Origin of the sequence: Bradyrhizobium symbiodeficiens (assembly GCF_002266465.3) — a bacterium.
In the GTDB taxonomy this organism is placed as follows: Bacteria; Pseudomonadota; Alphaproteobacteria; order Rhizobiales; family Xanthobacteraceae; genus Bradyrhizobium; species Bradyrhizobium symbiodeficiens.
The window spans coordinates 2,685,176-2,711,601 of sequence record NZ_CP029427.2; the positions used below are offsets into that span (position 1 = coordinate 2,685,176).

A 26,426-nucleotide genomic window follows, 5' to 3' on the forward strand; every position below is an offset into this window, starting at 1 on the left:
GCTACTCCGCGGCCTCGGCCGGCGCGATGCGGCGGGACTGCCGCGCCTGCGCGTCATAGGCCTTCTGCCAGTCGGACGGGCCGTTCGAGGGCGAGACCTCGACCGCCGTGACCTTGTACTCCGGACAGTTGGTCGCCCAGTCCGAATACTCGGTCGTGATGACGTTGGCCTGCGTGTCCGGATGGTGGAAGGTGGTGTAGACGACGCCGGGCGCGACGCGGTCGGTGATCTCGGCCCGCAGCGTGGTCTCGCCGGCGCGGCTCTTCAGCCGCACCCAATCGCCGTCGCGCACGCCGCGCTGCTCGGCATCGTGTGGATGGATCTCCAGCCGGTCCTCGGCGTGCCAGACCACGTTCTCTGTGCGCCGCGTCTGCGCGCCGACATTGTACTGGCTGAGGATGCGGCCCGTCGTGAGCAGCAGCGGATAGCGCGGGCCGGTGCGTTCGTCGGTGGCGACATATTCGGTGACGACGAACTTGCCCTTGCCGCGGACGAAGCCGTCGATATGCATCACCGGCGTCCCCTCCGGCGCCTGCTCGTTGCAGGGCCACTGCACCGAGCCGAGCTCGTCGAGCTTGGCGTAGGAGACGCCGGCGAAGGTCGGCGTCAGCGCCGCGATCTCGTCCATGATCTCGGAAGGGTGGCCGTAGTTCATCTCGAAGCCCATTGCCTTGGCAAGGCCGATGGTGACCTCCCAATCGGCCATGCCGTTCTTCGGCGTCATCACCTTGCGCACGCGCTGGATGCGGCGCTCGGCGTTGGTGAAGGTGCCGTCCTTCTCGAGGAAGCTCGAGCCGGGCAGGAAGACATGGGCGTAGTTCGCGGTCTCGTTCAGGAACAGGTCGTGGACGATGACGCATTCCATCGCGGACAGTGCAGCCACCACGTGCTTGGTGTTGGGATCGGATTGAAGAATGTCCTCGCCCTGCACATAGATGCCCATGAAGGTGCCTTCGACCGCGGCGTCGAACATGTTGGGAATGCGCAGGCCCGGCTCGGGGTTGAGCTTGACGTTCCACAGTGCTTCGAACTGGTCGCGCACGGCGTCGCCGGAGATGTGGCGGTAGCCGGGCAGCTCGTGCGGGAACGAGCCCATGTCGCAGGAGCCCTGCACGTTGTTCTGGCCGCGCAGCGGGTTCACGCCGACGCCGGGACGGCCGATATTGCCTGTGGCCATCGCAAGGTTTGCGATCGCGATCACGGTGGTCGAGCCCTGGCTGTGCTCGGTGACGCCGAGACCGTAATAGATCGCACCGTTGCCGCCGGTGGCGTAGGTGCGGGCCGCTTCGCGCAGATCCTTCGGATCGACACCGGTGAGGATGGCGGTGGCTTCCGGGCTGTTCTTGGGCTGCGACACGAACGTCGCCCATTCCTCGAACTCGGTCCAGTCGCAGCGTTCGCGCACGAAGGCTTCGTTGGCGAGGCCTTCGGTGACGATGACATGCGCCAGCGCGGTCATGACCGCGACGTTGGTGCCGGGCATCAAGGGCAGGTGCAGCGCTTTCACGTGGGGCGCTTCCACCATCTCGGTGCGGCGCGGATCGATCACGATCAGCTTGGCGCCCTGGCGCAACCGCTTCTTCAGGCGGGACGCGAACACGGGATGAGCGGAGGCCGGATTGGCACCGATCACGAGGACGACGTCGGTGTCCTCGACCGAGTCGAAATCCTGAGTGCCGGCTGACGTGCCGAAGGTGGTGGCGAGGCCGTAGCCGGTCGGCGAATGGCAGACGCGGGCACAGGTGTCGACATTGTTGTTGCCGAAGCCGGCGCGGATCAACTTCTGCACCAGATAGGTTTCCTCGTTGGTGCAACGGGACGAGGTGATGCCGCCGATGGCGTCGCGGCCGTATGTCTCCTGGATGCCGCGCATCTTGGAGGCCGCGAACGAGAACGCCTCGTCCCAGGATACTTCGCGCCAGGGATCCTCGATCCGTTCGCGGATCATCGGATTGAGAATGCGTTCGCCGTGGTTGGTGTAGCCCCAGGCGAAGCGGCCCTTGACGCAGGAATGGCCGCGGTTGGCCTTGCCGTCCTTGTACGGCACCATGCGCACGACTTCCTCGCCGCGCATCTCGGCCTTGAAGGTGCAGCCGACACCGCAATAGGCGCAGGTGGTGACCACGGAGTGCTCGGGCTGGCCGATCTCGATCACGGACTTTTCGGTCAGCGTCGCGGTCGGGCAGGCCTGCACGCAGGCGCCGCAGGAGACGCATTCGGAGCCGAGGAAGCTCTCGCTCATGCCGGGCGAGACGCGGCTGTCGAAGCCGCGGCCGGAGATGGTCAGCGCGAAGGTGCCTTGCACCTCCTCGCAGGCGCGGACGCAGCGCGAGCAGACGATGCACTTGGAGGGATCATAGGTGAAGTAGGGATTGGACTCGTCCTTCGGCATCCAATTGTCGTTGGAGCAGCCGTCCGATTTGGCGAAGACGTGGTTCTCGCCCTCATAGCCGTAGCGCACGTCGCGCAGGCCGACGGCGCCGGCCATGTCCTGCAACTCGCAGTCGCCATTGGCGCCGCAAGTGAGGCAGTCGAGCGGATGATCGGAGATGTAGAGCTCCATTACACCCTTGCGCAGCTTCTTCAGCCGCTCGCTCTGGGTGTGCACGACGAGACCGTTCATGACGGGCGTGGTGCAGGAGGCCGGCGTTCCGGCGCGGCCCTCGACCTCGACGAGGCAGAGACGGCAGGAGCCGAACGCATCGACCATGTCGGTCGCGCAGAGCTTCGGGATCTGGTGGCCCGCGTCCATCGCGGCGCGCATGATTGAGGTGCCCTCGGGCACCGTGACCTCATTGCCGTCGATGGTCAGGGTCACCATCGTTTCCGATTTGGAGCGCGGTGTGCCGAAGTCGATTTCTTCGATCAGAGACATTGTCGTTCTCCTATTCCGCGGCCTGAAGCGTGGTCGGCGCCGGGACGAAATCCTCCCGGAAGTGCTTCAACGCGCTGAGCACAGGATAGGGCGTGAAGCCGCCGAGCGCGCAGAGCGAGCCGAATTTCATGGTGTTGCAGAGGTCTTCGACCAGCGCGAGATTTTCGCTCACGCGCTCGCCGTTGATGATCTTCTCGATGGTCTCGACGCCGCGGGTCGAGCCGATCCGGCAGGGCGTGCACTTGCCGCATGACTCGACGGCGCAGAACTCCATGGCGAAGCGCGCCTGCTTGCGCATGTCGACGCTGTCGTCGAACACGACGATGCCGCCATGGCCGATCAGGCCGTCGCGCGCGGCGAAGGCCTCGTAGTCGAACGGCGTGTCGAACAGCGCGCGCGGGAAATAGGCGCCGAGCGGACCGCCGACCTGCACGGCGCGGACCGGCCGGCCGGTGAGGGTGCCGCCGCCGATGTCGTCGACGAGCTCGCCGAGTGTCACGCCGAAGGCGGTTTCGAACAGGCCGCCGTAGCGGAGATTACCGGCCAGCTGGATGGGCATCGTGCCGCGCGAGCGGCCCATGCCGTAATCGGCATAGGTCTTTGCGCCTTCGGCGAGGATGAAGGGGACGGCCGCGAACGACAGTACGTTGTTGATGACGGTCGGCTTGCCGAACAAGCCGTGATGCGCGGGCAGTGGCGGCTTTGCGCGCACGATGCCGCGCCGGCCTTCGAGGCTTTCCAGCAGCGAGGTTTCCTCACCGCAGACATAGGCGCCGGCGCCGACGCGGACTTCGAGATCGAAGCTGTACGTGGAACCGCCGATCTTGTCGCCGAGATAGCCGCCGCGCCTGGCGGCTTCGATGGCGGCATTCATCGCCTCCACCGCATGCGGATATTCGCTGCGGATATAGATGTAGCCCTTGGTCGCGCCCACCGTGATGCCGGCAATGGTCATGCCCTCGATCACCAGGAAGGGATCGCCCTCCATGATCATGCGGTCGGCGAAGGTGCCGCTGTCGCCTTCGTCGGCGTTGCAGACGATGAACTTGCGGTCGGCCTTGGCTTGCGCAACCGTCTTCCACTTGATGCCGGTCGGGAAGCCCGCGCCGCCGCGACCGCGCAAGCCGGATGCGGTGACTTCGTCGAGGATCGCATCCGTGCCGAGCGACAATGCGCGCTCCAGCCCCTTGTAGCCGCCATGAGCGCGGTAGTCGTCGAGCGAGCGCGGGTCGATCACGCCGCAACGGGCGAAGGTGAGGCGGGTCTGGCGCTTGAGCCAGGGGATCTCGTCGGTCGCGCCCAGCCGCAGCAGATGCGGTGTGTTGGTGGCGAGCGCATCGAACAGGGATGGCACGTCGACCTCCGTGACCGGGCCGAACGCGATCCGGCCCTGCGGCGTCGCCACCTCGACCAGCGGTTCCAGCCAGTACATCCCGCGCGAGCCGGTCCGGACGATCTCGATCGCCACGCCGCGCTTGGCCGCAGACTGCTCCAGCGCCAGGGCAACTTCGTCGGCGCCGACGGCGATTGCACCGGCGTCACGTGAGACGAACAGTCGCAAGCTCATCGTTGTGCCTCCACGATCAATGCATCGAGGCGCTTCTGGTCGAGCCGGCCGATCAGCCGGCCGTCGAGCATCGCGGACGGCGCGGTCGCGCACAGGCCGAGGCAGTAGATCGGCTCCAGCGTGACGCGGTCGTCGGCCGTGGTGCTGCCGAGCGACACGCCGAGCTTTGCTTCGGCGCGCGCAGCCAGTGCATCGCCGCCCGCAGCCTGGCAGGCCTCCGCGCGGCAGAGCTTCAGCACGTGGCGGCCGGCCGGCTTGTGGCGGAAATCATGATAGAACGTGAAGACGCCGTGAACTTCGGCACGTGACAGGTTGAGCGCTTGCGCCACCATGGGAATGGCCGCCTGCGGCACATAGCCGAACGCCTGCTGAAGCGCGTGCAAGATGACCAGCGTCGCACCCTCTTGGCTGGCATGTTCGGCGATGATTTCAGCGCCGCGCGTTTCATCCCAAGGTTCGTAACTCGCTGTCATTCTTCGTTCTCAGATTGAGCGTTTTCTCGGTCCAAACTAGTTGGAATCATTCGAAGATCAATAAAGCCGTCCCGTGCTGCGATTGCGAATTCCGATCGATTTGCAAGCGCAATCGCTCGATACGAATTTCCGATGAACGTTGGATCGGCTGCCGGTTTTTGCGTGTTGGTGCAGGCCCGGCGTGCTAGCTTGCATGCCACGTCAGAATTCGAGGGGACGCCCGGTTGATCGACAAGCTTGAATTATTGCTGGCGCTGGCGAAGGAGCGTCATTTCGGACGCGCGGCGGAGGTCTGCGGCGTGACGCAACCGACGATGTCGACCAGTCTCAAGCAGCTTGAGGAGATCCTCGGCGTGATGCTGGTCCAGCGCGGCTCCCGCTTCCAGGGGTTCACTCCCGAGGGCGAGCGGGCGCTCGACTGGGCGCGGCGGATCGTGGGCGATGCCCGCGCGATGCGCGACGAGATCAACGGGCTGAAGCATCAGCTCTCCGGCGAAATCCGCATCGCGGCGATCCCGACCGTGCTCGGCATGGTGGCATCGCTGACGACACCGTTCCGCGCCCGGCATCCCGAGGTGCGTTTCAGCATCCGCTCGACGACTTCATCGGAAGTGCTGGGGCTGCTGGAAAATCTCGAGGTCGATGCGGGGCTGACCTATATCGAGAACGAGCCGATCGGCAAGGTGCGCACCATTCCGCTCTACAATGAGAGCTATCGCCTCCTGACCGCGCCGGATGCGATGTTCGGCGACCGCGAGTCGGTGACGTGGAAGGAGGTCGGGCAGGTGCCGCTGTGTCTGCTGACGCCGGACATGCAGAACCGCCGCATCATCGATCGCGCCTTGCGCTCCGTCGGCGCGGAGGCGACGCCGACACTGACCTCGAACTCGCTGCTGGTGCTGTTCACGCATGTGAAGACGGGGCGCTGGGCGAGCGTGATGCCGGCCAAGCTTGCCGAGACGCTCGGCCTGTCCGACACGGTGCGCTCGATCCCGATCACCGATCCCGACGTCAATTACAGCATCGGCATGGTGATCCCGAAGCGCGATCCGATGACGCCGCTGATCGCGGCGCTGGTCAATGTCGCGCGCGAAGTCGCGCCGTCGCTGCAGCTCTAGGAGGCTAAGCTGCGGCCGATATCTTGGATGCCTTGATCGCGTCGCGCGGCAGGGTCACGCGCACGACGGTGCCGACCTCGAGCCTGGAGCGCAGCCGCATCGAGCCGCCGTGGAGTTGCGCCAGCGAGCGGGCGATGGCGAGGCCCAGGCCCGAGCCGTGATAGGTCTTGGTGAGCTGGCTCTCCACCTGCTCGAACGGGCGGCCGAGCCGCGCCAGCGAATGCGGCGCGATGCCGATGCCGGTGTCGGCGATCATCAGCACGATCCGGTCGTCGAGCTGCCGGCTGCGCACCACGATGCGTCCGCCGTCGGGCGTGAACTTCACCGCGTTGGAGAGCAGGTTGACGATGATCTGCTTGGTGGCGCGGCGGTCGGCGACGACGGAGATGGATGTCTCGATGTCGGCATCGAGCGTCAGGCGCTTGTCCTGGGCCCGGCCGGTGACGATCCGCAGGGATTCCGCGAGCGTCCGCGCCAGGTCGAGCTCTTCCATGTCGAGCTTCATGCGGCCGGCCTCGATCTTGGACATGTCGAGGATGTCGTTGATGACCTCGAGCAGATAGTGGCCGCTGGTCAGGATGTCCTGGCAGTATTCCTGGTACTTCTCGCTTCCCAGCTCGCCGAACATGCCCGAGCCCATGATCTCGGAGAAGCCGATGATGGCGTTGAGCGGCGTGCGCAGCTCGTGGCTCATATTGGCGAGGAATTTCGACTTGGTCTGGTTGGCTTCCTCGGCGCGGGTCTTCTCGCGCTGGTACTTCTCGGCGAGATCGGCGAGCTCGACCGCCTGGCGCTCCAGCGCGGCTTGCGAACGCTTCAGGTCGATGACGGTGGCACGCAGGCGCAGATCGTTGTCGACCAGCTTCTGCTCGTGCTCCTTGATGCGGGTGATGTCGGTGCCGACCGAGACGTAGCCGCCGTCCTTGGTGCGGCGCTCGCTGATGTGCAGCCAGCTGCCGTCGTCGAGCTGCGCCTCGAAGGTGCGCGCGCCGGGGCCCTGGGCAGCGGTCTCGTTGTGGCGGGTGCGCACCTCCGGCATGCGGCCGACCTCGAGCACGGTCTCGTAGGAGGTGCCGGGGATGACGGCGCTGTCGGGCAGCTTGTGCAGGCGCTGGAAGTGCGAGTTGCAGAGCACGAGGCGGTCGCTGGCGTCCCACAGCACGAAGGCTTCCGGAATGGTCTCGATCGCATCACGCAAACGAAGATCGGCTTCCACCGTCCTCTCGGCGAGGCTCTTCTGCTCGGTGATGTCGACGGCGATCCCGATCAGGTGCACGCTGGAATCGGTCGCCCCGCGCGTCTTCTCGCACCGGACGCGAAGCCAGATCCAGTGGCCGTCGACGTGCTGCATGCGGAAGGTCTGGTCGATGTGGTCGATCTTCTCGGAGATGAGCTGGTCGGCGATCGCGAACAAGTCGATGTCGTCGGACTTCACCAGCGCGTTGACCTCGCCGAAGGTGAGGAGTTCGTGGCGGCCGTCGAGGCCCAGCATCGAGAACATCGATTGCGACCAGAAGATCCGGCCGCGCGACAGGTCCCAGTCCCACAGCCCGCAGCGGCCGCGGTTGAGCGCGGTGTCGATACGGCCGCGCACGGCGTCGTTGATGAGGTCGCCTTCGCGGGCGCGGGTGGACTGCCAGTGGAAGGCGAAGCCCAGGATCAGGACGACGAATCCCGTCGTCGCCGACAGCGTCACCGAGAGCGCTGCGTCCGAGCCCCAGATCGGCTCGTTGCGCTCCTGGATCACGGTGACGAAGCCGGGCAGCGACTTGATCTGCCGCGAGGTCGCCATCGCGGCGTTGCCGCTCGGCAGCGTCATGTCGGAGACGTCGCCGTCGCGCGTCGGCGCCGCGAGCAATTGTGCCGTCGTGATGGCATCGAGCAGGCGGTCGTTGCCCGAGGGGCTGCTGTCGACCGGGATGCGGGCGAGGACGCGACGGTCGATGCCGGCGGAGGTGACGATGACGTGGCGGCCCGAGGCCGTGCCCCAGGACGGGATCATATCCGGCAGCAGCGCCGGCAGGCTCTCGATGTTCTTGAGCCGCTCCTGTCGTCCGGAGGTGAGGCGGTCGATGCGTTCGGCGAGCAGATCGGCCAGCGCCGAGATGTCGTGCCGGACCACGAGCCGCTTCTGGCGCGTCTGATCGACGACCTGCACGAACGCGCCCAGGCAGATCGTGATCAGAAAGGCGATGATCAGCGTCGGCACGGCGCGACGAAGCGCTGGCTCTGCAATCAAGAGCCGATGATAGGCAGGTTTCGCGATCGACTGCGCCAATCCTTTGATCGAATCGGATTGGACGCACACGTTCGCGGCGTCTGCACGCGGCATGCCTTCGGCCCCCTAAAAACCTGATTGCAACTGAAGTTCGGAGGCAGCCCCACATCGCTTCCGAATCACAACGATTTGAATCCAGTTTTCGCGGGGTGTCGAGAGTCAATGAATCGTTAACGCGGAATTATTCTTATCCAATGCGCAGTTTGTGCAGCGCGCGTCCTCAAACTCACGGGCGCGAGGAGTCCGAAACGAGAACGTGTGACTCATCGCACATTCTTCGTCACGCGCGCGGCGGTTCGGCGTGGCTGATCACGCGCTTCACGTTGGGGAACGCGCGCCGCAGCGCACGCTCGATCGCGTCGACATGCTCGTGCACCTTGATCACGCTCATCGACGGTGTCGTGCGGCAGTGGAAGTTGACGATCTCGCCGGCATCGGTGTTGCGGACACGGACATTGTGGATGTCGTGGATCTCGCCGCCGGCGGCATATTCGGTCAGTGCATCGGCGATGGTCCGCACCCTCTCGGGCGTGGCGTCGACCCCGAACGGAAGTTCCGGTTCCAACGGCTCGATGTGGACGTCGACCTCGACGTCCTCGCCGAACTCCTCCTTGATCTTGCGCTCGAGCGTGTTGGCGACATCGTGGGCGGCGTCGAGCCGCATTCCGGCGTCGACCTCGAGATCGATGCTGACGATCAGCTTGCCACCGAGATCGTGCACCGTGACGTGGTGGACGGCGAGGCCCGAATTGTGCGCGATCACCATGATGCGGTCGCGCACGGTCTCGTTGTCGCGCGCAACGGGAACGGCGGTGAAGCTGAGGTCGGTATCGCCGAACGCCTTGTCGACGGCGGCGTGCGCCTTGCGCTTGATCTCCTCGACGCGATCGATCGGATAGGTCCGCGGCACCTTGGCGATGGTGTCGATGAACGTGGTCGCCCCGACCATGCGCACCCGCAGCCGCTCGATATCGATCACGCCGGCCACGCTCCGGATCGCGGCGGTGGCCTTTTCGTGCGCGCCCTCCGGGGCGCGGTCGACCAGTGTCTGCACGGTCGAGCCGGCCATGCGAAGGCCGAGCAGGGCGATCATCACGGCGACTGCGGCGGCTGCGGCCGCGTCGCCCCACCAGAAGCCGAGGGCGGCGAGGATCAGGCCGATGATCACAGCGAATGATCCCAGCACGTCGGAGGCGAAATGCAGTGCGTCGGCCGCGAGCGCCTGGCTCCTGGTCTCGCGCGCGGCGCGGTGCAGGGCGCGGGCGCGCCAGAGATTGACGAGGATGTCGATCACCAGCACCACGAACGGCACGGCCGAAATGGTCGGCGGCGGGGTTCCCTCGCGCAGCCGGCTGTAGGCCTCGACCAGGATGCCGCCGGCGAGCACGTAGAGCAGGGCGGTGACGCCCAGCGCCGAGACGCTCTCCAGCTTGCCATGGCCGTAATGGTGCTCTTCGTCCGCCGGCTTGTCGGACACCCGCACCACCGCCCAGGTAATGATGGTCGCGATCAGGTCGACCGAGGAATGCAGGGCCTCGGAGATCAGAGCGAGCGAGCCGATCGCGATGCCGACCGCGAACTTGGCCGCCGCCATGCCGCCGCTGGCGAAGATCGAGATCGCGGCGACCGAGGTTTTATTGTGCTGGGAGGTCATGGCGGGGATTTAGCAGCCCGGGGATGAACATCAAGCGATGATCCACAGGGGTTGTCGCTAGTGATTTGCAGGAGCGAGATGCCAGCTCCGTCATGCCCGGGCTTGTCCCGCCTGTGCGGCCGAAGCCGCTTCGGCGAGGCCAAGGCCCGGGCATCCACGTTCTTCGCGCCACGCGGCAAAGACGTGGATGGCCGGGACAAGCCCGGCCATGACGGGCGGAGGGAGAGGGGCCATGCCGCTCTCGTTCCGCTGCCGCACCACTCACATCGTCACGACGATCTTCCCCAGATGTTTGTTCGCTTCCATGTGCTCGAACGCCTGGTCGATGTCGGCGAATGCGAACACCCGGTCGATCGGCAGCTGGAGCTTTCGCGATTCGACCGCGCCCCAGATGTCCTTTCTGACCTCCTCGAAGATCTCGCGGACCTCTTCGATGGTGCGGGTGCGGAAGGTGACGCCGACATAGTCGATGCGGCGCGCCGCGTGCAGGTCGAAGTTGAAATCGGCATGGGTGCCGCCGAGCCGACCGACATTGACGATGCGGCCCTTCACCTTGGTCGCGGCGAGGTTCTGGCTCGCTACCTTGCCCGAGACCTGATCGACGATGAGGTCGACGCCTTCGCCGTTCGTCGCCTTCAGGACCTCGTCGACCCATTTGGGATCGGAGCTGTCGACCGCGAGGTCGGCGCCGTACTCCTTCAACCGGCCGCGGCGGGTGGCATCGGTCGAGGAGCCGATCACGAGCTTTGCGCCCTTGAGTCTTGCAATTTGCATCGCCATCAGCCCGACGCCGGAGCTCGCGCCCTGGATCAGCACGCTCTGGCCCGGCTGCACGCCCCCGACGGTGACGACGGCGTTGTGCATGGTCGCGAGCGCGACGGGGAGGGTGGCGGATTCCTCGAAGTTCATGTTCGAGGGCGCACGGAACAGCCGGCCGTGATCGGCCAACGTGTACTCGGCAAACGCAGCGCTGCCCGAGCCCATGATGCGGTCGCCGATCTCTAAGCCCTTGGCGTCCGGCCCGAGCTCGGCGACCTCGCCGGCCCATTCCATGCCGAGCACGGTCCCGGCGCCGCCAGCCGCGCCGTGCGCGTGCCCCTTGCGCATGCCGGTGTCGGCGCGATTGAGCCCGCAGGCGCGCACGCGGACCAGCACTTGCGTGCCCTTGGGTTTTGGTTGAGCGACGTCGGAAATCCGAGCGCCATCAGCGCCATAGACATAAGCCTTCATGTATTGCTCTCGCTTGTTGCAGTGATTATTCCGCGGCTTGCGCGCTTGGATGAGCGATCATGCCCTCGAGCCGGCTGCGGATGATGGCTTCCGCCTCGCGCACGATGCGGGAGACCAACTCGGCGCAGCTCGGGATGTCCTGGATCAGGCCCTGCACCTGGCCGGCCGACCAGATGCCTTCGTCGGAATTGCCTGTTGCATACACCATCTTGCCGCGGGCGCCCGCGACCAACTCGCGGATATCCTCGAACTTCGCGCCCTCCTTCTCCATCGCGACGACCTTGGTCGAGATCTCGTTCTTGGCGACGCGCGAGGTGTTGCGCATGGTGCGGAAGATCAGCTCGGTCTCGCGCTCGTCGTTGGCGACGATCTTCTCCTTGATGAGCTGATGGATCGGGCTCTCCCTGGTCGCCATGAAGCGCGTGCCCATGTTGATGCCCTCGGCGCCCAGCGCCAGTGCCGCAACGAGGCCGCGGGCGTCGGCAAAGCCCCCCGAGGCGATCATCGGGATCTTGATCTTGTTGGCCGCGGCCGGGATCAGGATCAGGCCGGGCGTGTCGTCCTCGCCGGGATGGCCGGCGCATTCGAAGCCATCGATCGAGATGGCGTCGACGCCCATGCGCTCGGCCGAGAGCGCGTGGCGGACGCTGGTGCATTTGTGCACGACCTTGACGCCATGCTTTTTGAACTCGTCGACATGCTCCTGCGGCTTGTTGCCGGCGGTCTCGACCACGGTGATGCCGGCTTCGATGATCGCGGCGCGGTATTCGGCATAAGGCGGCGGCTTGATCGCGGGCAGGATGGTGAGGTTGACGCCGAACGGCTTGTCGGTGAGGTCGCGGCAGCGCGCGATCTCCCTGGTCAGATCCTCCGGCGTCGGCTGGGTCAGCGCGGTGATGAAGCCGAGCGCGCCGGCATTGGCAACGGCGGCGACCAGCTCGGCGCGCCCGACCCATTGCATGCCGCCCTGGACGATCGGGTGCTCGACGCCGACGAGTTTCGTGAACCGTGTCTGCAACATGATGTTCCCCCTGGGCGGCGTAGGCTTTGTTATCGGTTGATGCGTGGAGGATGCCGCCGGGGTTGGCAAAAGTCTATCAGCGGGGCGTGCGGTGGGGGCAGGGCGATCATGCAGGGAGGGGGAGGATTCCGTGGCGTGGATAATCCTGGGGCACGGATAACCTCGATCCGGCTTTTCAAACCCTGGACACACCTTCGCGCTCTCGCGGCATCTCGCCCGAGCTTTGCTTCGTCGCGTTGCCCTCATGAAAGACAAGGGCGCAGGGAAGGCCGGGCGCCGGCTGGCACCCGTAAGTCCGTGCGCAAAAAGACGCACACGGGGTGGACCACAGGTGAGCCGAACGCCCGGCCTTCCCTGCGCGATGGTTTACGGCGTACTTCGTGCTCTCCCCGGGGAGCGTTGCACTATTGCCCCCGTCGCCTTGCGGATGACCGATGCGCGCACCGGTTGGCCGCCACATCACCACAGGACTTGACGCACAGACCCCGGGCGTCAGGACCACACGACTTGACCGTCCGCGCACGTCCTCGCTGGGAATCCGAGGGGTGGCGTGTGCTCGCCCCCGAAGCCATGCGAAGACGCTGTCGGCGCCGGGTCGTATGCGCGAAGCGTGCCTTGCTCACGGTGTCCCGCCCTGCAATGCTGCCCGCGCCCGACGCCGTCGCGTCCATCGCACCCCGGCCCGCGGTTCGTGACGATCGCGATCCGCCCCTCGTCTCGGGCCAAGGTAATCTGCTTGTACGGCAAATCAGAATTTCGGTAAAGTGGAATATTTGTGTGGGTGGGGATTGACAGGCGGGGTCGCGGATTTGACGGGGTGTTTTGCCCGACGGGCGAGGGCGTCACGCCGGACGCGGCCGGTGCACTAAGGGCACTCCTGCATCAATGACGGCAGAGCTACTCCGCCGACAGCCGCACCATCTGGCGGCCGCCGTTCATGTCTTTGAGGCTGTTGACGAAGTTTTCCGGGCGCTGCCAGCGATAGGGGACCTTCAGGCCCATGAACTCGGCGATGTCGCCGATGAAGCCGGTGCAGTTCATGGTCTCGGCGTTCCAGACCGGCGAGTTCGCCTGCAGTTTCTTGATGTAGGCGAACACGCGCCTGGCGTCGGGCTCGTTCAGATAGACGCGATAGCTAGCGGTCAGATATTCCGGATCGAGATCGCCGTAGCTCGCGCCGGTCTCCGATGGCACGAAGGTGAGGTGGCCGAGCACGTAGGCCAACGTGTCGCCGGCGGGCGTGAGGCCGGCGACCTCGACCGCCTTCTCGCTGGTCTTGCCGTACCAGACGAAGGCGTGGCCCCAGCTCGCGGCCGTGCGGGCGCGGAAGTCGACGTAATAGGGACCCTTCTCCGCGCGCGCGACGGAGCGCCGTGTCGATTGCGGCGCCGGTCGTGACGTGGAGTCGGTCGTGGCAAGCGCATTGGCGTCGGCAACGCGCTTGTTCGCTTCGTGGGCCGAGGCCGAGGGCGTCGTACACGCGATCATGGCCGCGAGGGCGAACCCCGCAAGGATGCAGGGTCCCGATCGATCAGGTTTGTTCGTCACGCGATGCCCCTCGACTGTCGGCCGCTTGCGCTGGTTTTGCGCTGAGTCTCAGTAGCGTGCAGCGACCGGGCCAGGCGCCTTGCCGATCGGAGCTTTTCCAACCGGGCTTTTGCCAATCGGCATCTTGCCGATCGGTGCCTGCTCGGCCGGATAGACAGGCACGGGCTGGCGGCGCGGAAGATCCGCAGCGTTCGCAGCCGTCACCAGAGCAAGCGTGGCACCCAGAGCAATTACAATCTTCTTCACAGCGATACCCCTAGAAGGTTTGGTCGAAACACGGCCATGCCGTGCCCCCAGACACGCCTTCCAGAAGGGCGGCCGAATGCGACCAAGTTGCGGCGCGCGCGGGACATGTTGGCGGCATATGTCTGACACGCGCAGATGTGATGTGTACGGATGTTTCCCAGTTGCGCGGCTCCTGACGCCGCCGCAGCCGTTCGCGGGAGGGGCTTGCTTCGCGCGACCCGTCCCGCGAATTTCCGGGTGTTGTCACCCTTCAGGAGAACAGCAGCCGATCCTTGATCTTGTGCCCGACGGTGAAGTCGTCTTCGAACCACGCCTCTTCGCCCGGGCCCGGCGGCCGCGCCAGATGCAGCCTCTCGCCCTTGCTCTTGGCCTGCTTGACCGCGACCCGGAACGTGTAGTGGTCGAAGATGCTGAGCGCCTCGATCATGTAGGACACGGCGATGCGCCGGTCCTTGATGATCAGGAGATTTTCGCCGTTCTGGCGATCGGCGGGCTTGGAGAAATTGTACGATCCCAGATAGATCCGCGCTGTCGGCTTGTCGAAGTCGATCACGGTGAACTTGTGATGCATGCGCGTGCCGGTGCCGCCGGTCGGCTCCGACTTGAAGGGTTCCGGCACGTTGGCGCCAAGCTCGGCGGCGAACACTGGCGTGACGTTTCCGTTGGGGTCCTGCACGTCGATGCCGCCGACCTTCTTGTCGGATATGCCGTAGACGAAGATATTGCTGTCCTTGGTGAGGTCTTCGATGGCGTCACGCACGGAGCCGCCCGTTTGGAATAGAAAGGCGAGCGAGTAGAGCAATGACGACGTCGTGCTCTTGAGGTCGGCCGCGATCTCGTCAAGCTTGGCGTTGGCGGCGCTGTGCGGAGAGAACGCCACCTTGGCATCGATGCCGGGAAGGCCGAGATCTCGCCAGTCGGCCGAGGGCGTTGCGCCGAAGCCTGCGGCGCTGTTGCTCCGGGCGACGTAGCTGTCGAATGCTTCGAAGGCGAGATCGACAGGCTTCTGGCCGGTCACCTCCAGGGCGTTGTTGGCCTGCACGTAGAAGCCGCGCCAGGACAGGTTGGTCGATCCGAACACCACCTTCTTCACGGTCGGCCCGTTCACCGCGATCGTCTTGTTGTGCTGCAGATTGCCCATATGCTGGCGCAGCACGTTTTGACGCCCGGCCGAGGCGACCAGCCGTCTCTCCGCAGCAGTCTCCGCTGAATCGCTGTCGCCGTGCGCGTCGCTGTCGTCGATGATGATCTTGAGCGACGGTCCAAGCTGGACGAGACGGTCGAGGATTTCAGGCAGATTGAGGTCGTAGGCGACGACGCGGACCTCGGCATGGTCGGCGATCGCCTCGTCGAGGGTTTGCAGGATCGCGCCGCGCGCCTCAAATCCCATCCAGGCCAGCGCGGCCTGCGTGTCGGGATGCGTCGGCTTGAAGTCGAGCCCCCTCGCGGCAAGCGGCGCCACCAGCGTGTTGATCGGGCCATGCGCCAGATAGCGATCGACGAAGGCCTGCGACGAGACGAAGCCGCGGGTGAAGGTGACATTGGCGATGCCGGGATAGGTCTCGCGCGCGAGCTGGATCGGCGCCTGCTGCGGCTCGCCCTTGCTGAGGGCGCCCTGCGCATCCATGAACATCGGCGTGACGCGATAGATGAAGTCGCCGACGAGTTCGGCGTTACGTGGGAAATGCACCCAACGGAATTTCTGGATCGGCGATTGCAGGGTCGAAAGCTTTTGGGGATTGACGTTGCCCGAGGCGTCGAGAAAGCCAAGCCGGTTGTTCAACGCAAAGAACGTGCTGCCGCCGGGCTCCTGGTACTCGATCGCGAAGCCGACGAAATTCGCCGGCGGCTGGCCGGCCTTCCAGTTCATCGCAACCAGCGTCATGCCGTCGCCGCGATGCAGTTTCAGCGAAAACGGCGCATTGGCGTTGGTGCCAACGACCTGGAAGCCCGACGCGCCCGGGGGTGGATTCGACGGGGTGGGCGGTGTCACTGCCGGCGTGGAAACGGCCGGCGGCGTCGTGGCTGGCGGCTTGGTCGACGTGCCCGCCTTCTTCGCGGGCTTGCCCGTGCCGGTCTCCTTCGTCTTGGACGCGCCGGTCTTGCTCTTCTTCGTAGTCTTGCTCTTCTTCGCCTTGGCGGCTTTCTTATTCGCCTTGGACTTGCTTACCTTCTTGCGCGCCTTTGATTTGGCGGTCTTTGATTTGGCAGTCTTGGACTTCGCAGTCTTGGCCGATTTGGATTTCTTGGCCGACTTAGACTTCTTCTTGGCTGGTTTGGATTTGGCGGCGGTCCTTTTTGCCTTGGCTTTCGTCTTGGCTTTCGTCTTGGCTTTTGCCTTGGCCTTCGATTTCGACGTCTTTGCTTTGGAGTTGGTCTTCTTGGCAGACTTGGTGACTTTCCGGGCGGCCATGGACGCATCCTCCGAATATCAACGTTGGCCGGCATCGGCGTGCCGGTGCCGGCGATGGAATGATGATCGAGTCGAAAGACCAGAAATCCAAATGCTCGCGCCAAGATTGTATCACGGGCCGACCGAACCGAGAATAGCTGGCGGTCTCGATTTGTTACGGTGCAGGGGCAGTGTCACCCGATCCGGTTCAGGCCATTACGGATCGTCGAGAAGATGCCGCCGATGTCCTTGCGCAAGGCATCGAGCGCGTTGAAATTGTCGAAGACGCGGGCGAGGCGGTCTTCGACCTCGCGCTTGCTTTGGGTCAGCGCGTCGACGCGTGAGGCGAGGGTGACGTCGCCGTTCGCCTCGATCTCGCCGACGGTCCTGGCGAGGAGATCGCGGGTGGTGCCGACCTCCGCGATCAGGGCTTCGATTCCGAACACCGGTGCCTTCAACGGGACGAGGTCGGCCTGCGATTTCGACAGCTCCGCCTTGAAGGCGTTCAGCGTCGCCAGCGTCTCCTGCAGAGCGCCGAGGCGCTGGCGCGACTGCAGGACGAACTCGTTCAGCGCGTTCTGGCGGTCGGTGAGGGTCTTGCCGTCGGCGTCCGTCTCGACATCGGCGAGGGAGCGTTCGAGCTGGGCCTGGCGCTGGCCGAGTTCCTCGAAGTCGAGCCTGATAGCCTTCAGGATGTTGAAGCTGTCGTCGATGCGGGCGAGGCGTTGCTCGATCTCGATCTTGTTCTTCGACAGCGTCTCGACGCGGGCGGGAAGCGGCGTCTCGCCGCCGGTCTCGAGCTCGTCGATGGTCTTGGCCAGGCGGTCATGGCTGAGGCTGAGCTCGCCGATCAGGGCGTTGATGCCGGCGTCGCTCGACCGCAAAGGCACGAGCTCGGCGTGGGATTTGGCGAGGTCTTCCTTGTACTGGTTGAGGGTCGCAAACGTCTCCTGCACCGCGCTCACCCGACCCAGAAGCGCCGCCACGTCGCGCGCGATGTCCCTCTGCCGGTCAGCGAGATTGTTCTTGCGGTCGTCGGTCTCGAGGTCGTGCAGGGAGCGTTCGAGCTGGTTCTGACGGTCGCGGATTTCGGTGAAGACCGGCTCGACCGCGCGACGCTGGTCGGCGACCTTGCCGACCATCTCACGCAACGCCTGTTGGCGGCGGCGGATTTCGGCGAGCTGGTCGTGCATGTCGGTGGACTGGTTGCGGCCCTGCTGGAGCAGCGCGCGCTGCTCGGTCTCGCCGAGCTTGTCATGCAGCGCGGAGACCGCCTCCCGGGGATCGCTCTCGATCAGATGCTGGACGGTGGCGTCGAGATGGTTCTGCAGGGCGTGGGCGACGACGGCGTCCTCGCGGGTTTTCTTGAGGCGGTCGCGGAGCGTCTTCAGGCTGCGGTCCTGGCGTGACAGCCGCCAGGCGGAAGCGCCGATCAGGGCCAGCGCAAGAGCTGGGATCACCCCGGTCGCGATGCGTTGCGGCACCGGCAGGCTCGCGAACCAGGCGGGCAGGTGACTGATGTCGTAACCGAGCGCCTGCTGGGCGAAGACCGCGACGACGGCTAGCAGGCCGAACCAGGCAACCAGAAAGAACAGCCACATCGTGAATTCCTCACGCCGGCACAATCTCGCCATAGTTGCTATTGGAGAGCGGAACCGAGATCAAGGGGCGCGTCGGCCGCACGGCGTTTACCGCACGATCCACAACGGGCTCGCGCAGGGCGTGCGGGCGGGGCGCCGGGCCCGCTTCACCAGCGACGGGCTAGGCGGCCAAATGCGAGGCGGCGCGTGCGCGTCCAATTCGGCGGGTTCCGACCGGGGCCAACACCAGGGCCAACGGCAATCGGCGGCCCGCTTCGGGCTATCGTTTCCCGAGGAAATTCGACCGCATCTTGTCGGCGAGCCAGACCACGAATATCGCAACGAATGAGAGAGCGGAGTACAGGGCCGTCCAATAAAGTGCGTTGGTGGCATTCGTCATGGCGTCCTCCCTTGCAATAGACATCGGTCTCTTGACAGGGAAGGATAGCGACAGCAGCGATAGCCGAACTTGCGGCGGATCAATATTACTGCGCTGCAGCGCGGATTTCCGGCGAGCCGTCATTTCAGGCTTTCGGTGTTGCGACCCGGAATGACAGCGAGAGCTACAGCCGAAACTCGTTGGTGAGCTCGCCGATGCCGTCGATCGCGACGGTCACCGTGTTGACCTGCTCCTTCATCACGCCGACGCCGACCGAGGTGCCGACGGCGATGAGGTCGCCGGGCAGCAGGGTCATGTCGTGGGAGATTTTGCTGACCAGCTCCTGTGCTGAGAAGATCATGTCGGAGATCGGATAGTTCTGTCGCTCCGCGCCGTTGAGGATGGTGCGGACCACCAGCTTTGCCGGATCGAGGCCGGTGGCGATGACCGGGCCGAACGGGCCGTAATCGTCGATGCCCTTGGCGCGGGCCCATTGCGGGAAGGTGGGGTCGCTGGTCAGGATGTCGTTGGCGGTGATGTCGTTGACGCAGGTGTAGCCGAAGATGCAGCCGTGTGCCTCGGCCGGTGACACGCGGGCGCAGGTCTTGCCGATGACGATGCCGAGCTCGCCTTCATAGGTGGTCTTGCCGTCGTAATAAGAGGGGCGGCGGATCACGGCGCCGGGCGTCGTGATGCTGGTGGTGGCCTTGAGCAGATAGAGCGGCTCCGGCGGCTCGGGCTGGTTCAGCCTGGCCGCGAGCGCGTGGAAATTGTTCCAGAGCGCGACGATCTTGCTGGGCGCGCAGGGCGCCAGCAGCTCGACCTCCGACAGCGCCAGACTCTTGCCGGTCGCGACGTTGCGACCGAACATCTCGCCCTCGTGCACGCTGATGCCCGATGAGCTCAGCGTTCCGAAGCCGGTCGCTCCGTTGTTCCGGAAGCGCAGCCATTGCTTCGTCTCGACAGCCATCACGCCACCGCCAGTGCGCGGGGATCGCTGGGTGTCGAGACGCCGTCATAGAGCCCGGCGATGCGGGCGCGCTGGGTCACCATCGCCAGCACGGAGTCGAGCGCGGGCGTGGCGATGCCGGTCAGCCGGCCCATCTCCTGCACCACGGTGACGAGCGGGTCGATCTCCATCGGCCGGCCGCGCTCGAGATCCTGCAGCATCGAGGTCTTGTGCGCGCCGACCTTGCGGGCGCCCTCGATCCGGCGCTCGACGTCGACGCGGAATTTGACGCCGAAGGTTTCGGCGATCGCTTGCGTCTCCACCATGATCGCGCGTGACAGCGCGCGCGTGGACGGATCGGTGCAGATCACGTCGAGCGTCGCATGGGTCAGCGCGCTGATCGGATTGAAGCAGACATTGCCCCACAGCTTGAGCCAGATCTCGTCGCGGATGCGGTCGAGCACCGGCGCCTTCAGCCCGGCCGCGACGAACAGGTCGGCGAGGCGCTGCACGTCCGCGGTGACCTCGCCGGAGGGCTCGCCGAGCGGGAAATTGTTGCCGTAGACGTGGCGGATCAAGCCGGGCGCCTCGATCTCGGTGGCGGGATAGACGATGCAGCCGATGGCGCGCTCGGCGCCGATCTCGCGCCATTGCCGCCCGCCTGGGTCGATGCTCTCCAGCGTCGAATTCTCGTATTGGCCGCCATGCTTGTAGAAGTACCAATAGGGGATGCCGTTGACGGCGGTGACGATGCGGGTGTGGGGCCCGAGCAGCGGCTGCATCCTCTCGATCACGCCGGTGATCGAATGCGCCTTCAGCGTGATGATGATGAAGTCCTGCACGCCGAGCTCGGCGGGATCGTCGGTGCAGCGCGGATGCACGGTGTGCGTCTCCCCGCCCGCGAGCAGCGTCAAGCCGTGCTGGCGCATGGCGGCAAGATGCGCGCCGCGTGCGATGAGGTTGACATCGGCGCCGGCGCGCGCAAGCTGAACCCCGAGATACCCGCCGATCGCGCCGGCGCCGTAGATGCAGATCTTCATGAAATCCTCGCGGGTGACCGGAATTTTGGACGAAAGATCCGGTCCGGCTCGGAAGGATCCGAGCCGGGGCCGGTAGTCACAGGGGAAGGGTCGTATCGCTTAGGCGGCGGCTTGCGGCTTGCCGTTGATGGCTTCGTCCATGGCAGCAGCGATGTCGCGCATGCTGATGACGGAGACGAGGCTGTAATTGTCGATGACAGGCAAATGGCGGATGTGATGCCGGTTCATCGAATGGCGGACCTGCTCGATCGTGTCGATCGAGCTGCAGGACACCAGCTGCTGCACCGAGACCAGCTGCGAGACCTTGACGTTGACGGCGTTCGCGCCGTGCTCGGCAACGGCGCGCACCACGTCGCGCTCGGTGAACATGCCGACCGCGGTATTACCCTCGGAGCGGACCACGTCCTTGACCACGAGAGCGCTGATGTTGTTGGCGCGCATCAGCTTGGCGGCGATACCCACCGTTTCGTTCATCCGTACCGTGACGACGCGTGGCGTCTTCTTGCGCAGAATGTCTCCGACCAGCATTGCAACCTCCCTGGGTGAATGTTGGAGCAAGTGTGGTATACATAATACCAATCGTCAAGCGCTGGTTTGGGTGATCCGAAAAATCTTGCGACAGCAATACTGACGTTGCCGGATGCGCGAGGGCGAAGGAGCCAAAGAAAAAGGGGCGCATCGCTGCGCCCCTTCCGTCCGATCCGATGGCGCGTGGTCGCTACGCCGTCTCGGTCTTGGCGTTCGTCGTTGCAGTATTCGCGCTCTCGGCTTCCTTGCCCAGGATGAAGGAGCGGCGCAGCGGCTTGATCACGAACAGCGCCATCAGCGCCGCCGTCGCATTCAGCGCCACGGCCACCACGAACACGGCCTTCCAGCCATAGGCGGTCGAGATGACGCTCGCGAGCGGCACCAGCAGCGAAGCGGTGCCCTTCGCGGTGTAGAGCATGCCGTTGTTGGTGGTCGCGAATTTCGAGCCGAAGGTGTCGCCGCAGGTCGCCGGGAACAGCGAGTAGATCTCGCCGAAGACGCCGAAATACACCGCGGTCGCGAGCACGAACACGACCGGGACGTGACCGTAGGCCGACAGCGCCAACAGCATGAGGGCTGCGGTGCCGAAGGCGATGAACATCGTGTTCTCGCGGCCGATCGTGTCGGACACGAAGCCGAAGAACGGGCGACCGAAGCCGTCGAAGATGCGGTCGAGCGAGATCGCGAACGTCAACGCCGCCATCTGGAAGCCCGCGAGCGTAACAGGCGTGTCGGCGATCTTGAAGTCGTGCGCGATCGGCGCGATCTGCGCCGCGGTCATCAGACCGCCGGAGGCGACCATGACGAAGACGAGGTACATCACCCAGAAAATAGGGGCGCGCAGCACCTGCGGCGGCGTGAAGTCGATCTTGGTCTGCGGCAGATTGAGCTGCTTCTTCTTCGGCGGGATCGAGATTCGCGGCGGTTGGATGAAGAAGGCGAGCACGAACACGATCACGCCCTGGCCGATGCCGAAGCTCAGGAAGGCGTGCTGGTAGCCGCTCGATGCGATCATGTTGGCGATCGGCACCACCGTGATTGCGGCGCCGGCGCCGAAGCCGGCGGCGGTTGCGCCGGCGGCGAGGCCGCGGCGATCGGGAAACCATTTGAGCGCGTTGCCGACGCAGGTGCCGTACACCGCGCCCGCACCGATGCCGCCGATGACGGCCGCCGTGTAGAGCAGGGGAAGGCTGTCGGCGTAGGAATTGAGAATCCAGGACAGCGCGATCATCACGCCGCCGAACATGACGACGATGCGCGGGCCGTACTTGTCGACGAACCAGGCCTCGACCGGCACCAGCCAGGTCTCGGTGACGACGAAGATGGTGAAGGCGAGCTGGATCGCGGCTCGGCCCCAATGGTGGGCGTGATCGATCGGATCGACGAACAGCGTCCAGCCATATTGCAGGTTGGCGATCATCGCCATGCAGACGATGCCCATGGCGAGTTGGAGCCAACGGAAACCTGTGCGAAGAGGCGCGGCCGTGACGGCGCCATCCGTGCTGGAAATCATCAAGAACCTCCCAACGCGCCTGATTGAATGCGACGTGGGATAGCAAGATGACCCAGTGTCGCAAATATTGTGTCTTATCGTCGCAAGCGCTTCGCGGAGCTTGGTATACCATATTCCAGAAATCAAGCCCTAACTGCGGCGGATTGTCACAAATCTACGGTTCCATATCCTTGGGCAGGCCGGGACTCGCCAAACGAAAACGCCCGGCCGCGAGGCCGGGCGTCTGCTCGGTGAAGAGCTATGGGAAGCGCGTCAGGCGAGGGTCGAGTTGGCGACCACGACCTTTCGCCACGGTTTGAGCACCGCGATCGCCAGCAGCGAAGCCAGGACGTTGGCGCCGGCCGCGATGATGAACACGCTGTCCCAGGTACCCGACGATTGCTGCATGTAATTGGCGATCGGCACCAGCAGTGCGGCGGTGCCCTTCGCGGTGTAGAGCAGGCCGGCATTGGTGGTCGCGAACTTGGCGCCGAACGTGTCGGTGCAGGTCGAGGGGAACAGCGAGTAGATCTCACCCCAGGCGAAGAACACGAAGCCCGAGAGCAGCACGAACCAGATCGGATCGTGGCCCCAGAGGTAGAGCATCCAGATGCCGACACCTTCCATGCCGAAGGCGATGAACATCGTGTTCTCGCGGCCGATCATGTCGGAGATCCAGCCGAAGAACGGACGCGTCAGGCCGTTGAGCACGCGGTCGATCGTGGCCGCGAACGTCACTGCCGTCATCGTCACCGCCATCAGCGTGACCGGTACGTTGTCGACCTTCCAGTCGGCCGCGATGGGCTTCAGGTTCGCCGTCACCATCAGGCCGCCGGCGCCGACGATCACGAACATGAAATACATCAGCCAGAAGATCGGCTGACGCAGCACTTCGGTCGGCTGGTAGTTGCGCCGGGTCTGCAGCAGATTGGCGTTCGCCACCACGTTCGGCACCTGACCCGCTTTCGGCGCGAGCAGGAAGAAGGCGAGGATGCAGATGATGATGCCCTGTCCGAGGCCGAAATAGAGGAAGGTGGTCTGGAAACCGCTGTCCTTGATCATGGCCTGGATCGGCGCGACGGTCAGCGCGGAGCCTGCGCCGAAGCCCGCGGCCGTGATGCCCGCGGCAAGACCGCGCTTGTCCGGAAACCATTTCAGCGCGTTGCCGACGCAGGTGCCGTAGACGCCGCCGGCGCCGATGCCGGCGACGATCATGCCGAGGTAGTAGCCGTTGAGCGTGGTGGCCTGCGCGTTGATCGCCCAGCCGATGGCGCAAAGCACGCCGCCGACCAGCACGACGAGTCGCGGACCGTATTTGTCGACGAACCATCCTTCGATCGGGACCAGCCAAGTCTCGAACAGGACGAAGAGGGTAAAGGCCCATTGGATCGACGCGCGATCCCAGCCGAACTTCTTCTGGATGTCGGGGACGAAGAACGTCCAGCCGTATTGATAATTGGCGATCATCACCATCGCCGCTACACCCACCGCCAATTGCGCCCAGCGATACGTGTCGCTAACGCGCCCGGCTGTAGGGGCCGTTGCCTGCACCATGTCCGTCATTAAAAACCCTCCCGAACGCGCCGATCATTTTTATGCATGCGCTGGCGGGCATACTGGTATGCATTATGCCAAGATTCAACCGAGGGAGAGAGAGGTGCGGCAAAATAACGCGTGTTCACATGCGCGATGAGCGCGGGATTGTAAAGCCCCATCGCTGTCGAGCGTTGTCGGCGCCAATCGCGGCCGATCCCATTCAAAACGTTGATTGAATAGATACTTTTCGTTCGGCGGCGGTGCCGTAAGCGCGACGTAGAAGGCCGCTCGCTGGGGACTTCGATGCGTGCACCGCTTTGCGGCCGCCGACGCGCGGTCGATCGGAGATCGCGCAATTCCTGGAATTCTATATTCCAGAAGTCCGACCTGCGGCAATTTGGCGTTGGCGGCGTCGCGGATTGCGCGCCTCACGCCATCGACGTGCGCAGCCGGCTGTAACCTTCCTGGATCAAAGACCAGAACAGGGCGACAAGACCGAGCGCCATGATCGTGCTGACGAGGCCGTTGGAGAAGAACACGCCGAGCGAGCCCTGCGATCCCAGCAGGGATTGCCGAAAGGCCTCCTCCGCCTTGTCGCCGAGCACGATGGCGAGCACCAGGGGCGCGAGCGGGTAGTTGCACTTCTTCAGGAGATAGCCGAGCACGCCGAACACCAGCATCAGCATCACGTCGAAGGTGCTGTTGTGCACCGAGTAGGCGCCGATTGCACAGAGCACGAGGATCAGCGGCGCGATGATGCCGAAGGGCACCCGAAGGATCGCGGCGAAGATCGGCACGCAGGTGAGCACGACAATGAGGCCGGCGAGATTGCCGAGATACATCGAGGCGATCAGGCCCCAGACGAATTCCTTCTGCTCGACGAACAGCATCGGGCCGGGCTGCAGGCCCCAGATCAGCAAGCCGCCGAGCAGGACGGCCGCGGTCGGGGAGCCGGGCACGCCGAGCGAGAGCATCGGCAGCAGCGCCGCGGTGCCGGCGGCATGCGCGGCCGTCTCCGGCGCGATCACGCCTTCGATCTCACCCTTGCCGAAGTTGTTGCAGCGCCGCGACAGCCGTTTGGCAATGCCGTAGCTCATGAAGGATGCCGGCGTCGCGCCGGCGGGCGTGATGCCCATCCAGCATCCGATCAGGCAGGAACGCAGCGAGGTCATCCAATAGGCGGGCAGCTCGCGCCAGGTCTGGAGCACAACTCGAAGATTGATGGCGGCATTGCCACCGCGGAATGCCAGCCCTTCCTCCATGGTCAGCAGGATCTCGCCGATGCCGAACAGGCCGATCACGGCGATCAGGAAGTCGAAGCCGTTGAGCAGCTCCGTGACGCCGAAGGTCAGCCGCAACTGCCCTGTGATCGAATCGAGGCCAACCGCCGCGAGTGCAAAGCCCATCATCATCGCCGCAATGGTCTTGAACGGCGGCTCCTTGCTCAAACCGACGAAGCTGCAGAAGGCGAGGAAGTACACGGCGAATTTTTCTGCCGGACCAAACCGCAGCGCGAAGCTCGCGACGAGGGGCGCAACGAGGGTGATCATGATGACCGCAAACAGCGCCCCCACGAAGGACGACGTGAAGGCGGCGGTCAGCGCTTCGCCGGGTTTGCCCTGTTGCGCCATCGGATAGCCGTCGAAGGTCGTCGCCACCGACCAGGGCTCGCCGGGTATGTTGAACAGGATCGAGGTGATGGCGCCACCGAACAAGGCCCCCCAATAGATGCAGGACAGCATGATGATCGCCGACGTCGGCGGCATGCTGAAGGTCAGCGGCAGGAGGATCGCCACGCCGTTGGCGCCGCCGAGCCCCGGAAGCACACCGATGATGACACCGAGCGTGATGCCGATGATCATCAGCATGATGTTGTAAGGTTGCAGGGCGACCGCGAAGCCGTGAAACAGGTTGGCTAACTCTTCCATGTCGATGAGTCCTGCAGCAGTAACTGAATAAATATGCGGCTATTACAGTCCGAGCCACTCCTCGAGCGGACCCTTGGGAAGCGGGACCAGGAACCAGCGCTCGAAAACCAGATAGGTCAGGACCGGCATGCCGACCGCAATTGCAATGGTCGTCAGCCAGCGATAGCCGCCGAGCCAGCGCATGAACCAGGCGATGAAGACCATCGATGCGACGTAGAGACCGATGAACGGCATCGAGCCGACATAGATCGCGGTGGGCACGACGACGCTCATGACCTGGCGCAGCTGTCCCCACTCTGCGAACAGCCGGCCGTCGTCGTCGCGTTGCGCGTGCCAGAGGTTGATGGCGCTTGCGCCGACGATGGCGGCCCCGACATAGAAGGGAAAGAAGCCGGCACGTGGGCCCTCCGCACCCCAGTTGATGCCGGCCTTCAAGCTGCCGAAGATCACGACCAGCCCGAAGGCCGCGATCAACAGCGCCATGCCGATTTCCAGCGTCTTGTGTGCGGGGCCAGATCCGGATCCGGATCGTTCAGTCATGGGACCTCCAGGCGGAAACGCAGTCTTTCGCGGTCGCGGCAGGCGTGAGGAC

Annotated in this window: 19 protein-coding genes; 1 reads left to right on the forward strand and 18 read right to left on the reverse strand. The window is 64.8% G+C overall.

The window, feature by feature from the left end; translation table 11 throughout:
• Nucleotide 1: 1 nt before the first annotated feature.
• The 3 genes from fdhF to CIT39_RS12225 are packed head-to-tail and all read right to left on the reverse strand — an operon-like array spanning nucleotide 2 to nucleotide 4,915.
• Complete coding sequence (fdhF, locus tag CIT39_RS12215; RefSeq protein WP_094975080.1) at nucleotides 2-2,875, reverse strand: formate dehydrogenase subunit alpha; 2,874 nt, start codon at nucleotides 2,873-2,875, stop codon at nucleotides 2-4.
• 10 nt (nucleotides 2,876-2,885) lie between these two features.
• Nucleotides 2,886-4,442 (reverse strand): formate dehydrogenase beta subunit, encoded by a 1,557-nt coding sequence (locus CIT39_RS12220; RefSeq protein WP_094975079.1) that lies wholly within the window; start codon nucleotides 4,440-4,442, stop codon nucleotides 2,886-2,888.
• A complete protein-coding gene (locus CIT39_RS12225) occupies nucleotides 4,439-4,915 on the reverse strand; it encodes a formate dehydrogenase subunit gamma (RefSeq protein ID WP_094975078.1) in 477 nt (158 codons plus the stop codon). Before CIT39_RS12225 ends, CIT39_RS12220 begins: the two co-directional genes overlap by 4 nt.
• 224 nt (nucleotides 4,916-5,139) lie before the next feature.
• Here CIT39_RS12225 and CIT39_RS12230 point away from each other — a divergent pair, with 224 nt between their 5' ends.
• The gene (locus CIT39_RS12230) at nucleotides 5,140-6,033 is read left to right on the forward strand and encodes a LysR family transcriptional regulator (protein WP_094975077.1); all 894 of its coding nucleotides are present in this window, start codon (nucleotides 5,140-5,142) and stop codon (nucleotides 6,031-6,033) included.
• A gap of 4 nt (nucleotides 6,034-6,037) precedes the next feature.
• Here the strand turns inward: CIT39_RS12230 and CIT39_RS12235 are convergent, their stop codons facing one another.
• The 15 genes from CIT39_RS12235 to CIT39_RS12305 all read right to left on the reverse strand — a co-directional run bounded on the left by CIT39_RS12235 (nucleotide 6,038) and on the right by CIT39_RS12305 (nucleotide 26,374).
• Nucleotides 6,038-8,365 (reverse strand): PAS domain-containing sensor histidine kinase, encoded by a 2,328-nt coding sequence (locus CIT39_RS12235; protein ID WP_094975076.1) that lies wholly within the window; start codon nucleotides 8,363-8,365, stop codon nucleotides 6,038-6,040.
• Nucleotides 8,366-8,591: 226 nt separating this feature from the next.
• Nucleotides 8,592-9,965: a cation-efflux pump gene (locus CIT39_RS12240; protein ID WP_094975075.1), complete on the reverse strand. Its 1,374-nt coding sequence runs from the start codon at nucleotides 9,963-9,965 to the stop codon at nucleotides 8,592-8,594.
• Nucleotides 9,966-10,226: 261 nt separating this feature from the next.
• Entirely contained in the window at nucleotides 10,227-11,195 is a 969-nt protein-coding gene (locus CIT39_RS12245; RefSeq protein WP_094975074.1) for a quinone oxidoreductase family protein, read from the reverse strand.
• Nucleotides 11,196-11,220: 25 nt separating this feature from the next.
• Nucleotides 11,221-12,216, reverse strand: coding sequence for an NAD(P)H-dependent flavin oxidoreductase (locus CIT39_RS12250; protein WP_094975073.1), 996 nt, complete (start codon nucleotides 12,214-12,216; stop codon nucleotides 11,221-11,223).
• Between the two features lie 897 nt (nucleotides 12,217-13,113).
• Nucleotides 13,114-13,764, reverse strand: a complete 651-nt coding sequence (locus CIT39_RS12255; RefSeq protein WP_094975072.1) for a hypothetical protein — start codon at nucleotides 13,762-13,764, stop codon at nucleotides 13,114-13,116.
• Nucleotides 13,765-13,812: 48 nt separating this feature from the next.
• The gene (locus CIT39_RS12260; RefSeq protein ID WP_018315845.1) at nucleotides 13,813-14,010 is read right to left on the reverse strand and encodes a hypothetical protein; all 198 of its coding nucleotides are present in this window, start codon (nucleotides 14,008-14,010) and stop codon (nucleotides 13,813-13,815) included.
• Between the two features lie 250 nt (nucleotides 14,011-14,260).
• Nucleotides 14,261-16,003: a phospholipase D-like domain-containing protein gene (locus CIT39_RS12265; RefSeq protein ID WP_202975562.1), complete on the reverse strand. Its 1,743-nt coding sequence runs from the start codon at nucleotides 16,001-16,003 to the stop codon at nucleotides 14,261-14,263.
• A gap of 593 nt (nucleotides 16,004-16,596) precedes the next feature.
• Nucleotides 16,597-18,003 carry a hypothetical protein gene (locus CIT39_RS12270; protein ID WP_162308464.1) on the reverse strand — a complete coding sequence of 469 codons (1,407 nt, stop codon included), beginning with the start codon at nucleotides 18,001-18,003 and terminating at the stop codon, nucleotides 16,597-16,599.
• A 542-nt stretch (nucleotides 18,004-18,545) separates the two neighbouring features.
• On the reverse strand, nucleotides 18,546-19,331 hold the full coding sequence (locus CIT39_RS12275) for a fumarylacetoacetate hydrolase family protein (protein ID WP_162308465.1): 786 nt from the start codon (nucleotides 19,329-19,331) through the stop codon (nucleotides 18,546-18,548).
• Nucleotides 19,331-20,350, reverse strand: coding sequence for a 2-dehydropantoate 2-reductase (locus tag CIT39_RS12280; protein ID WP_094975069.1), 1,020 nt, complete (start codon nucleotides 20,348-20,350; stop codon nucleotides 19,331-19,333). Before CIT39_RS12280 ends, CIT39_RS12275 begins: the two co-directional genes overlap by 1 nt.
• A gap of 99 nt (nucleotides 20,351-20,449) precedes the next feature.
• Entirely contained in the window at nucleotides 20,450-20,878 is a 429-nt protein-coding gene (locus tag CIT39_RS12285; RefSeq protein WP_094975068.1) for a CBS domain-containing protein, read from the reverse strand.
• Between the two features lie 190 nt (nucleotides 20,879-21,068).
• The gene (gene oxlT / locus CIT39_RS12290) at nucleotides 21,069-22,391 is read right to left on the reverse strand and encodes an oxalate/formate MFS antiporter (protein WP_094975067.1); all 1,323 of its coding nucleotides are present in this window, start codon (nucleotides 22,389-22,391) and stop codon (nucleotides 21,069-21,071) included.
• Nucleotides 22,392-22,643: 252 nt separating this feature from the next.
• Nucleotides 22,644-23,933, reverse strand: coding sequence for an oxalate/formate MFS antiporter (gene oxlT / locus CIT39_RS12295; RefSeq protein ID WP_094975066.1), 1,290 nt, complete (start codon nucleotides 23,931-23,933; stop codon nucleotides 22,644-22,646).
• A 401-nt stretch (nucleotides 23,934-24,334) separates the two neighbouring features.
• On the reverse strand, nucleotides 24,335-25,834 hold the full coding sequence (locus CIT39_RS12300; RefSeq protein WP_094975065.1) for a tripartite tricarboxylate transporter permease: 1,500 nt from the start codon (nucleotides 25,832-25,834) through the stop codon (nucleotides 24,335-24,337).
• Nucleotides 25,835-25,876: 42 nt separating this feature from the next.
• A complete protein-coding gene (locus CIT39_RS12305) occupies nucleotides 25,877-26,374 on the reverse strand; it encodes a tripartite tricarboxylate transporter TctB family protein (protein ID WP_094975064.1) in 498 nt (165 codons plus the stop codon).
• Nucleotides 26,375-26,426 lie beyond the last annotated feature (52 nt).